This window comes from Bacillus hominis (assembly GCF_018332515.1).
GTDB lineage: Bacteria > Bacillota > Bacilli > Bacillales > Bacillaceae_G > Bacillus_A > Bacillus_A hominis.
Window position 1 is genome coordinate 1 of record NZ_BOQD01000136.1, and the last position, 12,885, is coordinate 12,885.

General features: G+C 31.8%; 11 protein-coding genes. All 11 read left to right on the top strand.

The genetic code is table 11. The features are described 5' to 3' along the window. Positions 1-86: 86 nt before the first annotated feature. The 11 genes from KI356_RS14615 to KI356_RS14665 all read left to right on the top strand — a co-directional run bounded on the left by KI356_RS14615 (position 87) and on the right by KI356_RS14665 (position 12,717). Positions 87-1,187, top strand: coding sequence for a glycosyltransferase (locus tag KI356_RS14615; protein WP_212935751.1), 1,101 nt, complete (start codon positions 87-89; stop codon positions 1,185-1,187). An 11-nt stretch (positions 1,188-1,198) separates the two neighbouring features. Continuing rightward, positions 1,199-2,746, top strand: coding sequence for a murein biosynthesis integral membrane protein MurJ (gene murJ, locus KI356_RS14620; protein ID WP_212935752.1), 1,548 nt, complete (start codon positions 1,199-1,201; stop codon positions 2,744-2,746). A 26-nt stretch (positions 2,747-2,772) separates the two neighbouring features. Beyond that, complete coding sequence (locus KI356_RS14625; RefSeq protein ID WP_212935753.1) at positions 2,773-3,294, top strand: acyltransferase; 522 nt, start codon at positions 2,773-2,775, stop codon at positions 3,292-3,294. Between the two features lie 100 nt (positions 3,295-3,394). After that, positions 3,395-4,588, top strand: a complete 1,194-nt coding sequence (locus KI356_RS14630) for a glycosyltransferase family protein (protein WP_212935754.1) — start codon at positions 3,395-3,397, stop codon at positions 4,586-4,588. A 71-nt stretch (positions 4,589-4,659) separates the two neighbouring features. Continuing rightward, positions 4,660-5,904: a glycosyltransferase family 4 protein gene (locus KI356_RS14635; protein ID WP_212935755.1), complete on the top strand. Its 1,245-nt coding sequence runs from the start codon at positions 4,660-4,662 to the stop codon at positions 5,902-5,904. 26 nt (positions 5,905-5,930) lie between these two features. Further along, entirely contained in the window at positions 5,931-7,253 is a 1,323-nt protein-coding gene (locus KI356_RS14640; RefSeq protein WP_212935756.1) for a UDP-glucose dehydrogenase family protein, read from the top strand. 47 nt (positions 7,254-7,300) lie between these two features. Then, on the top strand, positions 7,301-8,686 hold the full coding sequence (locus tag KI356_RS14645) for a sugar phosphate nucleotidyltransferase (RefSeq protein ID WP_212935757.1): 1,386 nt from the start codon (positions 7,301-7,303) through the stop codon (positions 8,684-8,686). A gap of 41 nt (positions 8,687-8,727) precedes the next feature. Next, positions 8,728-9,795, top strand: coding sequence for a hypothetical protein (locus KI356_RS14650; RefSeq protein ID WP_212935758.1), 1,068 nt, complete (start codon positions 8,728-8,730; stop codon positions 9,793-9,795). Positions 9,796-9,826: 31 nt separating this feature from the next. Beyond that, positions 9,827-10,771, top strand: coding sequence for a mannose-6-phosphate isomerase, class I (manA, locus tag KI356_RS14655; RefSeq protein WP_212935759.1), 945 nt, complete (start codon positions 9,827-9,829; stop codon positions 10,769-10,771). Positions 10,772-10,875: 104 nt separating this feature from the next. After that, positions 10,876-11,787, top strand: coding sequence for a polyisoprenyl-teichoic acid--peptidoglycan teichoic acid transferase TagU (tagU, locus tag KI356_RS14660; RefSeq protein ID WP_212935760.1), 912 nt, complete (start codon positions 10,876-10,878; stop codon positions 11,785-11,787). Positions 11,788-11,886: 99 nt separating this feature from the next. Next, a complete protein-coding gene (locus tag KI356_RS14665) occupies positions 11,887-12,717 on the top strand; it encodes an SGNH/GDSL hydrolase family protein (RefSeq protein ID WP_212935761.1) in 831 nt (276 codons plus the stop codon). The last annotated feature ends 168 nt before the right edge of the window (positions 12,718-12,885 follow it).

Sequence of the window (12,885 nt, forward strand, 5' to 3'; positions counted from 1 at the left end):
TGTAATTTTTAGCGTGCTTTATATGAGAAAATAAAAATTTTAAATAGGTTAAAAATTTTTAGCCTGTACAGGGAAGTGTTTTGAAATTGAATATTTTCGTTAATGCAACTGCACTTGATGCAAGAGGCTCATATTCACTTATTAAAACTTTTTTGATTGAGTTAAATGAGGAAGAGAATTATCTCAAAAAAATGGGGATAAAATTAACAATTTTGGTGGCAAAAAAGGAATTATGTAGTTTTAGTACAGAAAATATAAAAATCAATTACGAACCGTATCCTAAAAAGAGTCTCTTGCATAAGTTCCTTTTTGAAAATAGTTTATTACCTAAAATATTAAAGGGTAGCAAGGTAGACGCATATCTGTCTTTACAAAATATAGGATTATCCAGGATCGAGATTCCACAATTCACGTTGGTACATCAAGGTCTATTGTTAGAGAATTTGAAATTGAACGAATTGGAATATAAAAATAATATTAAATATAAGTTAATTATGAAATGGACGTTAAAATGGCAAGTGAAGAAAATCACAGGAATTATTGTGCAGACAAAATGGATGATGCAAGCCATAAAAAAAGATTTCAACTATAAAGGAAATATAAAAGTAATTAGGCCAAAAACTAAAGATATAACTAGTAATATTGATAGTTTAGAAGAAGAAGTAACAAATAAATTTAAAACCAACAGTATCAAGCTTTTTTATCCAACCAATGAAGAAAAGTATAAAAATAATACAAGGTTAATTAATGCTATACGAAAATATAATGAAGAAAATGAAAGAAAAGTTACTCTATATTTAACTACCGAGGGTGAAGATGAAAAATATATTAAGTATTTGAGTAAGGTTCCTTATGGAGGGATATATAATATTTATAAAATGAGTGATGCCTTAATTTTTCCTTCGCTAGTAGAGTCATTAGGATTGCCGATATTAGAAGCAAAACAAAGTAATATTGATTTAATATTGGCAGATTTACCTTATGGAAGGGAAGTAGGGGGAGAAAGCGCTGTTTTCTTTAATCCGCGTGATATAACAGATATTGTAGAAAAAATTAAAGAATATATTAATAAAATAGATAATAATGAGAAAAATAATCCCTGTGAATTAGATGCACAAGAAGATTCTTATATTGACTATACTAAATTTATTTATGAATCTCTTAGAGATAAGAAAAATAGTAAATGAGGAATTTATGAGTGAAACAAAATATAATTCGATCAGCATTTTGGGTCATGCTAATAACATTTTTAAGTAAATTTTTAGGATTTTTTCGTGAAATATTAATTGGAATTCAATATGGAGTAAACTACCAAACAGATGCTTTTTTTCTAGCGACATCTTTGCCACAAATAATTTTTTCAAGTATTTTATTATCAATTTCCACTGCATTTATTCCAATGTATACAGACATAGTTACTAAAACTAATAAAGAAAAAGGAATGGAGTATACAAACCGAATATTAAATACAGTCATAATTTTTTCGGTGTTAGTAACTATCATATGTATGGTATATTCAGAGGATATCGTTAAAGTATTGGCTGGGGGATTTAATGAAGAAGCGACGAAGATAACGGTAAAGTTCCTCTTAATTTCTCTCCCGATGTGTATATTTTTAGCCATAAGCCAAATATTCACAGGTTTTTTACAATCTAATCAACAATATATTGCATCGGCAGCAATTAATATACCTGCTAATATATTATTGCTATGTGTAATGTTATTGGTTAACGGAACTAATATTGAAAGTCTAGTCTGGGCAACTGTAGGGGGAACATTATTACAAATTTTTGTGCAACTCCCCTTTTTAAAACGTCAGCGATATTCATATAGATTAACACTAGGTTGGCATGATAATTATGTTAGAGATACATGGAAGCTGGTCATTCCGGTATTTATAAGTACATCAATTCAGCAAATAAATTTGTTGATAGATAGAATGTTAGCCTCTGGTTTAGAGGAAGGAAGTATTTCAGCATTGAATTTTGCAACTAAACTTAATGGATTTGTGTTTGGGATAGTTGCTACATCAATTGCAACTATTATATTTCCAATTTTAAGTAAATACCAATCCGAAAAAGATATGGTAGAATTTCAAAAAACTACTGTAAGATCACTAAATCTAATTACAATAATTACTTTGCCGATTGTAGTATTGACAATGGTACTTAATAAGCCAATAATCCAACTACTTTTTGAACATGGTGCTTTTAATAATGAAGCAACTATAATGACAGCAGGTGCTTTATTTTACTATGCGTTTGGAATGTTATTTTTGGGTTATCGTGAGGTGTTAAATCGTGTGTTTTATTCTTTTCATGATACAAAAACGCCGATGGTTAACGGTATCATAGCCATAGTAGTAAATATTATTTTTAGTATCGTTTTAGCAAAATTCATGAGTTTTAAAGGAATAGCCTTGGCATCTAGTATAGCTGCTGCTGTAACCTCTATTTTATTGCTGAGAAGTATGTACTACAAATTTAATATTAAGTTAGGTTTTAAAATGGTAACTACTACTTTAAAGATACTAGTTGCATCAATTATATCGGGTAGTTCATCGAAATTTGCATATGAAAACTTTAATATTGATAGTATACAAGGTGATCTAATAATTGCATTAAAATTAATGTTTAGTGTAATAATTGGAATGTTAATATATATTGTGTCTATTTACCTTTTTAAGGTAGAAGAAGTAAATGTAATAACAAAATCACTAAAAGGCAGATTTACTAAAAATCAATAAATTAATTACCGATAAAGGAGAAAGTAATGAATTTGTTGTATCGATTAATAACTAAGTTTAGACTCGTATTCTTTTTATGGTTAATTAATCTTGTATCTTTTACAAGATTATATAAAACTAAAAGATTTTTACTATGTATGGCAGGGGTTAAATGTGGGCGAAATGTAAGAATTGGTGGAAAAATTTTTATATTATCCAATAATTGTATTATAGGTAACAATGTATGGTTAGGGGACAATATTAAAATTTATAATTCATATCCTTCTAGAGTAGAAATTGGAGATAATATCGACATTGCCCCTAATTGTACTTTGTGTACAGGAACTCATGATATTGGAACAAAAGAACAACGAGCTGGAGAAGGAAGAGTACAAAATATAATAATTAATAGCGGTACATGGCTGGGGATAAATTCTGTAATTATAGCAGGGGTTATTGTAGGTACAGGAAATGTGATAGCTGCAGGCTCAGTAATAATTAACAATACTGAAAATAATGTGTTAATGGGAGGAGTACCAGCTAAAGTTTTAAAGAAATTAAACGAATAAATGTTCGTTTAATTTCTCAAAGGTATATTTGGGATGTATATTAAGAGCAATATATATTCCAATAATATTAAGGTGAAAATATTCTCAAGGAATGGTGTCAATGGATAAAATCCTTTATTTAGCCTTCATTAGGGAGGATTCAGAGAGTTTAGGTTTCGTAAAAAAAGTATACTCACAATGTAAGGCATTTAATGAATTAAGTAATGAGAGTTATTTGTATATATCTCGTAAGGATAGTGCAGAATTATATCGTTTTAGTGCAAGTGGAATGGAAAGTATATATTCGTTTAGCTACTCTAGGAAAGCACGTTTTAAAGAAACAAATTTTTTGATGCGGAAATTAAAAAATCTAATGCGTTTTCGGGAGTTTTTAAAAGGCTTTAAAGAAGCGATAAAAATTATTGAACCTAGTAAAGTCTATATAAGAAGGATTAGTTTTGTCACAAATAGTTTGATAGAGTTAATTAGCGATTTAAATAATAGAGGTATTAAAGTATTTTATGAATATCCAGATTTTCCAGATATACCTTGGGTTAAATTGAAAAAAAAGGGTATAAGTAACCTTATAAAATATAGATTTGAGAAAAATAGAATTAATAAACTTAAAAAACATTTATATAGATTAGTGGCTATATCGGTGGATGAATCAATAAAAGATAAAGATGTAGAAATAATATATATTCGGAATGGTATAGATATAAATGAGATTAAGGTGAGCGAGAGAGAAAGAGAAACTAAGAAAATTCATGAGATTAATCTTGTAGGTGTTGCTAATTTAGGATTTTGGCATGCGTATGATAGAGTACTTAAAGGGATGCAGGAATATTATCGAAGTAGCATTCCACAATCGATAGTAGTTAATTTTCATATAGTAGGTGAAGGGAAAGAGAAGAGGAATTTAGAGGGAATTGTGGCAGACTATAAATTACATGATTATGTCACTTTTCATGGATCTAAAAATGGTCAAGAACTAGATAGAATTTTTGATAAAAGTGACATTGGCATAGGAATTTTAGGGAATCATCGAAAAGAGTTATATGGGGACTCATCTTTAAAAAATAGAGAGTATTGTGCAAGAGGAATCCCTTTTGTTATTGCTGCAACAGATTTGGATTTTCCAGACGAAATAAATTTTGTGCATCATATAAATGCCGATGATTCATCTGTTAATATAGATGAGCTTATAAATTTTTATAAACAATTAGGTTCAGAAGATATTAAGAGTGTTATGAGGGAATATTCTGAGAGAAATCTGCAATGGAAAGAAAAGATGAAAGTTATACTTAGTGAGTAAAGAAAAATTTAATTATAATTAATAAATCCCCTTATAATAAAGGGGATTTTTATGTGAAGAGGGATAAATCAATGAAAAAAATTGTCTTTGTAATCAATTATTTTTACCCGGATTTTGCATCTACAGGTCAGCTAATGACAGAGCTTTGTCTGGATTTACAAAATGATTTTGATATAACAGTTATTGCCGCTCAACCAAGCTACGCTGGTGAGAGAGTCAATTCAAAAAAATTATTCGAGGAAGATCGTTTAGATAATATGAAAATCATTCGGATTCGTTTGCCAGAAGTTGATAAGAATTCTAAATTAAGTCGAATGAAGTATATATTCTCTTATTTTGTGTTAGCGAATATTGCCCTTTTAAAGGAAAAGGGAGTAGATGTTATTTACACAATTTCACAGCCACCAGTGTTAGGGGGGCTAATTGGAACGATTGGGAAGTTCTTAAAAAAATCAAAACATGTTTATAATGTTCAGGATTTTAATCCAGAGCAAGCAGCGGCAGTAAGTTATACAAATAAGCAATCGGTATTTAAAATTGCTAAAAAAATAGACATGATGAATTGTAAATATTCAGATTGTGTTATTGTTGTTGGGAATGATATGAGTGAAACGCTCAAGCGACGTTTTAATGGGAAAAAAGTACCGAACCATACAGTTATTAATAATTGGACGAATGAACAGGAAGTCATTCCATTAGATAAATCAAATGAACAGATTCAGCAATTCTTAAAAGACAATGACTTGGAAGATAAGTTTATTATTATGTACTCTGGAAATATAGGGCTATATTATGATCTTGAAAATATTATCCATGTTACGGAGCATTTTAAGGAGTATAAAGATATTGCCTTTGTATTTATCGGTGAGGGTGCTGTAAAAAAAGATATGGAAATTTTTGTTGAGGACAACAATATTCAGAATGTATTCTTCCTACCATATCAGCCTAAGGAGTTTATTAAGTATTCTCTAAATGTTGCAGATGTTCATTTAGTTGTAAATCAAAAAGGAATCAAAGGTGTTTCGGTCCCAAGTAAAATTTATGGTGTTATGGCTGCTGGAAAACCGATATTAGGCGTGCTGGAACAAGGTAGTGAGGCACAAATGCTTATTGAAAAAAGTAATTCAGGAATTGTAGTGGAGCCGCAAGATTATAACGGTATTATTCATACGATAGAACAATTCTATCGCATGGAAGAGGCTAAAGTGAAGGAAATGGGCTTAAACGGTCGTAAGTATTTAGATGAGAATCTAAAGCGTGAAATTTCTATTGATAAATATCGAAATCTATTAAAACAGATAGCAAAATCTCAATAATAAATGATGAAAGGAATGCTTAAGCTATGAAAATTGCAGTGGTGGGTACAGGCTATGTCGGCTTAGTTACAGGAGTTGCATTATCCCATATTGGACACGATGTTACATGTGTTGACATTGATGAAAAAAAGGTAGAACGTATGAGAAAAGGTATTTCTCCTATATATGAGCCAGGATTAGAGGAGCTTATGCTTCAAAATATTGAAGCGAATAGGCTCTTTTTTACGACAAGCCATCAAGACGGATTTCAAAATGCGCAAGTAATCTATATTGCGGTAGGTACGCCGGAGCGAGAAGATGGATCGGCAGATTTATCTTACATTGAGCAGGTTGCAAAAGACATCGCTAAAAACGTACAACATGACATTATTGTTGTAACCAAAAGTACAGTTCCTGTTGGAACGAATCATTATATAAAACAAATAATTTTAGAAAACCTTAATAAAAATATTAAAGTTGAGGTTGTATCTAATCCTGAGTTTTTAAGAGAAGGTTCTTCTGTATACGATACCTTTAATGGAGATCGTATTGTAGTGGGCTCTGATAGTGTAGAAGCAGCAAATGTTATTGAGGAAATTAATAAATCGTTTGGTATTCCTGTTTATAAGACAGATATTCGTAGTGCAGAAATGATAAAGTATGCGTCTAATGCATTTTTAGCAACTAAAATCAGTTTTATAAATGAAATTGCAAACATTTGTGAAAAAGCTGGAGCAAATATTGAAGATGTGGCTCATGGCATGGGTTTAGATCAACGCATTGGTTCTATGTTTTTGAAAGCTGGAATTGGTTACGGTGGATCATGTTTCCCAAAAGATACAAAAGCGCTAACAAAAATTGCATCTAACGTAGATCTTGATTTTACGCTTTTAAAAGCTGTTGTTGAAGTGAACAATAAGCAACAACATAAGTTGGTTAAAGCTGCACAGTCAAAATTAGGATCATTACGGGATAAAAAAGTTGCTGTACTTGGATTAGCATTTAAACCAAATACAGATGATATGCGTGAAGCTGCTTCTATAGTTATTATTAAAGAACTACTTGGTGAGGGAGCTGATGTAACGGCATATGATCCGGTAGCAATTGAAAATGCTAAAAAATTACTTCCTGGAACAGTCGAATTTACAAAAGAGTTACAAGAGGCTTTATTAGATAAAGATTTAGTTTTCATTGTAACAGAGTGGCAGGAAGTAAAAGAATTAGACTTAAGTTTGTTTGCTAAACTTATGAGGAATCCAATTGTATTTGATGGGCGCAATTGCTTTGATTTAAAAGAAGTAAGTAAGCATGAGATAGATTATTATTCAATAGGGCGTAGTAATGTGCAAAATATTGGACAGTTAGTTTAATTAATCTTGTCAAGATAATCAGTTTTTAACAAAAAGGAGATAGAATATTGAAGTTAATCTTGTTATCAGGTGGATCTGGAAAACGTTTATGGCCATTATCAAATGATACTCGTTCTAAGCAGTTTCTAAAAGTGTTAGAAAGTGAAGAAGGTACTCGGCAATCAATGGTGCAACGTGTATGGGGACAAATAGAGTCAGTTGGTTTAAATGAATCGGCAGTTATTGCTACGTCAAAAACACAAACAGAGATGATTCATAACCAGTTAGGAATGAACGTTCCATTAATTGTTGAACCGGAGCGTAGAGATACATTCCCGGCAATTGCTCTTGCTAGTGCATTTCTATTTTCTGAACAACGTACAAATTTAGATGAAACAGTTATTGTATTGCCAGTAGATCCTTATGTTGAAGATAGTTTTTTTGAAAGAGTAAAAGATTTAGAGTTAGCATTACAAAATTCAGATGCCGATTTAGCTCTTATGGGGGTTGAACCAACATACCCATCTTCTAAGTATGGGTATATTGTACCAACTGAAGAAGCTACTACATATGAATATTTTAACGTATCACGTTTTACAGAAAAACCGAGTGAGGAAAAAGCAGTAACACTAATAGAGCAAAAGGCTTTATGGAACTGTGGCGTATTTGCCTTCAAGCTACGTTATCTAATCAATATTTTGGAAGAAAAGAATCTTCCAATTCTGTATCATGATTTATCTAAACATTATAGTGATTTACCAAAAATTAGTTTTGATTATGAAGTTGTAGAAAAGGCAAATCACATTGTTGCCTTACCTTACAGTGGATATTGGAAAGACTTAGGGACGTGGAATACATTAACGGAAGAAATGGCTACAACCCAAATTGGTAAAGGCGTAATTAGTGAGGATTCTCACAATACACATGTAGTAAATGAATTAGAAGTTCCGGTAACAGTTGTTGGTCTTTCCGATGTTGTTGTTGCAGCGAGTCCAGATGGTATTTTAGTTTCAGATAAAGCTTCTAGTCCAAAAATTAAGGATCTAATTGGCTCATTCGATCAACCGCCGATGTACGAAGAACGCATTTGGGGATGGTCTAAAGTGTTAGATTACGCAAAATATGAAAATGAAGAGATGGTAACGAAGAGAATTTGTATAGAAGAAAATCAAAATTCTACTTATCATTACCATAATTTACGGAACGAAGTATGGACAATTATTCGCGGTGAAGGAGAACTTATTTTAGAAGATCATATTCGTCGTGTAAAAGCAGGTGATATTGTACATATTCCAGCTGGTAAAAAGCATGCTATTCGTGCATTGAGTGAATTAGAATTTATTGAAGTACAAACGGGGAAAGAAGTAGTAGATACGGATTTTGTTCGTTTGTATACAAAATGGGACGATATTTTGAAGCATTATTATCAATCACAAGCACAAGTAATTATGTAACAGCTAGTGTATTCTAGCTGTTATTTTTCGAGGATAAATTTATGAAAACATTTGTTTTTTATGTTTCAGAATATGGATTCGGGCATGCGACAAGATGTATTGCACTGATTAGAGAAATATTGAATGTAAGAAAAGATGTACAGATCATTGTTTGTAACTCATTTGCATTGCAATTTATTCGCACATCATTAACTGAGTATGGAAATAGGGTTATTTTCCATGATGTGGAGACTGATGTTGGATTTATTCTAAAAGAGCATTCATTGGATTTAGATAAAGAAAAATTGGAACAGTCATATAAAGAGTTTTGTGAGAAGTTACCTCAAAAAATTAATAGTGAATTTGCTTTTTTAAGTGCTTTTTCTATTGATTGCATTGTTTCTGACATTTCACCAATTGCTTTTGAAGTAGCAGATAAGTTAGCAGTGCCATCTATAGGGATTTCAAATTTCACGTGGTATACAGCTTATAAAAACGTTGTGCCGGATGATTTGCTTCAAATATTTAAAAGTATGTATAAAAAAATGGATTATTTTTTCACATTAGCCGGAAGTAATGAAAACAATTGGGCTAGATTAAATACGACTTCTTTTAATTTTTATAGTAGAGCAGTTAACTCGTTAGAAGTAAAGAAACTTGAGCGGAAGTTAAATCCGACAGGTAAGAAACAAATTATCTTTATGCCAATTGGAATGAAAATTGATATAGGAGATATAAACGAACTACCACTTTGGGATGATGAAAGATATGTTTTTATTGTTTCTCATAATATGAAGATTGAGCATGAAAATGTGTATAAAATCCCAGAAAACTATACAGAATCACAAAATTATGTGGCAACTGCAAATGGTATTATTTCCAAAGCAGGTTGGGGTACTGTTGGTGAAGCAGTTCTCCAAAATAAGCCGTTATTAATTATTAATAGAAAAGGTATGCTTGAGGACCAAAATACTATCCAATTTTTAAAAAATAATAATTTATGTAATTTAATTACTTGGGAAGAGTTACGGGGTGTAGATATTGGAAGATACATGGATACCCCGAATTCTAAATATCAAAATGAGGTGCATACTATTGTATCTTACATCTTTGAAGTTGCAATATCGTAATTTTTAGTAGGAAAGAAGGTTTTATACAAGAATGAAATCACCATTATTTTTACAACCGGTTCTCCAAGAAAGAATTTGGGGAGGAAAATCATTAGAAAAATTTAATTATGATTTATCTTCTGAATTAATTGGGGAATGCTGGGGGATTTCAGCGCATCCAAACGGGATAAGTATTGTGAAAGAGGGACCGTATATAGGAAAAACTCTTGAACAATTATGGAAGAAGGAGAAACATTTATTTGGAGAATGTTTAACTGAGAAATTTCCGTTATTAACAAAAGTACTAGATGCTAATAAAGACTTATCTGTACAAGTACATCCAAATGATGAATTTGCAAAAGTTTATGAGAATGGTGAACTTGGGAAAACCGAGTGTTGGTACATTATTGACTGTAAAGAGAATGCTCAATTGGTATATGGTCATACTGCTTATACAAAATTAGAATTTGAAGAGATGGTTAATGAGGGGAACTGGGACGGTTTACTTCGCAAAGTGCCTATTAAACCAGGTGACTTCTTTTATGTACCAAGTGGAACTATCCATGCTCTTTGTGAAGGAACAGTAGTATTAGAAACACAACAAAGTTCGGATACTACATATAGAGTATACGATTATGATCGAATAGATGTGAATGGTAATAGGCGTGAGCTACATTTAGATAAAGCGATTCAAGTTTCGAATATTCCACATAAAGATTATCAAGTTTGTCCAACAATTATTGAAGGAAATGGTGCATTAATTACAACTTACATACAAGAAAAATATTTTTCTGTATATAAATGGGTAATTAAAGAAGAAGCGTCATTTCAACAAAAGAATCGTTTTCAACTAGTTAGTATAATCGAGGGAGAAGGAAAGTTAACTACAGTTGATGGGTGCTTTTCCATTAAAAAAGGTGATCACTTTATTTTGCCAATAACAATAGAGAACTTTATTATAAAAGGAAATCTTACTGCTATTGTATCTCATTCGTAGAATGATAATTTCTCTTTTATTTTGGGTCAGCTTTAAGGTAATATAATGAAGTAGTAGGAAATTTATTATGTTATTTATAAATATTGATAAAGAAGGTAAAAAATATGAAGAAGAAAATTTTATTTTGGATTTTAGGTATAATAGGTTTTCTGGTAATTGCAGGAGGAGCGTATGCGTATTATGTGTATTCTAATGTATCTAATACATTAGATGCAGTACATAAGCCATTGAATCGTGATAAGTCTGAAAAACGTGACGAGAAAGTAGATGTCGCAGATAAGAAGCCGATATCTATTTTATTAATGGGTGTGGATCAAAGAGCCGAAGAAACAGGGCGTTCAGATTCATTAATGTTATTTACGCTAAATCCACAAAAAAAATCTATGAAAATTACTAGTATACCACGTGATTCTTATACGGAAATTGTGGGGAAAGGTAAAAAAGATAAGATTAATCATGCCTATGCTTTTGGTGGTATTGATATGGCTGTAAAAACAGTTGAAAATTTTCTGAATATCCCGGTTGATCATTATATTGAGGTCAATATGGAAGGATTTAAGGATATTGTAAATGCGGTAGGTGGGGTAGAGGTTAATAATGATATGGAATTTACATATGGAGAACACTTTGAAAAAGGTAATATCCATCTGAATGGGGAACAAGCATTATTCTACTCAAGAATGAGATATGAAGACCCACGTGGTGACTTCGGTCGCCAAATGCGTCAACGTCAAGTCATCCAAGCAGTAATTAAAAAAGGTGCAAGTGTATCTTCTCTAGCAAGTTACGGTGACGTATTAAAAGCAATTGAGAAAAACGTAAAAACAAGCTTAACTCAAGATCAAATGTTTGATATTCAAAAGAACTATAAAGATTGCTTGCAGAATAGTGAAGAAATCCAAATCCCAGGTGACGGTCACAAAGCCGCTGACGGTATTTGGTACTACTATGTTCCAGATGCAGCAAAACAAGATTTAACGAACAAGTTAAGAGCGCATCTTGAATTGACTAAGTAATGTTTATTGAACCCAACTCCTTTGGAAGGAGTTGGGTTTATTTTTGCCTAGATTTATATTAGTATTATATATTGTGAGATTAATAGATGAGGTGAATCGATGAATAAGAAAGCATTGCTTGTCCTATTTATTTTTGTATTGTTTGTCGCTTCGGTTGTGAGCGGTAAATTATACTGGAATAAGAAGATTGCGAATGCAACAGGACAAACGAGTGAAGTAACGAAAACAAAGGCTGAAATGAAAGATAGCGTAGCGAAGAAAGAAGAGAAAAAAGAAGAGAAAAAACAAGATGCAAAGTCATCTTTTAATGAAGCATACGCAAAGAACTTGCCAGATGCAGTGAAAGAGAAGTTAAAAAAAGCTGCTCAGGATAAAAAGGCAGTAAATCTTGTTATTGTTGGTGATGAAGCTTCTTCATCTGAAAAAGATACTTGGGTAGCTAAGTTCACTGCTAATTTAGAGGCTTCTTACGGTAAAGGTTTATGGAATGTGACGGTAAAGGAATATAAGGGTGAAAGTACAGAAGAGTTAATCGCGAATAAACGTGATAAAGAGATTGCGAAAGATAATCCAGATGTGATTTTATTTGAGCCACCATTTATTACTGATAATAGTAAAACTGGTAATGGGAACTCTGTAGTAAATACACAGAAGTTTGTTCAAGCACTTTCTACTAGTGCGAAAGACGCTACAATTATGATTCAACCATCAAACCCAGTGTATGGTGCGAAGAATTATCCGAAAGCAATTGAAGCATTAAAACAATTTGCGACGCAAAATGGTTATACATATGTTGATCATTGGGGAGCATGGCCTGATGCAACAACGAAAGCAATTTTACCGTACTTACAAGAAGAATTCGGTTTCCCAAGTGCTAAAGGGCATGAAGTTTGGGCACAATATGTAACGGATTATTTTGTAGCTAAGTAATAAAGGATGTTTAAATAAAAGAAATTAAATTACTACTTTAAAAGGTATGTGTTTTATAGCATACCTTTTTAATTTGAAATTGGAGGATAATAATATGAGTTGGAAACAAGAATTTGACCGTTGGTTATCTTATGAAAATATGAATACAAAATTAAAAGAACAGCTAGA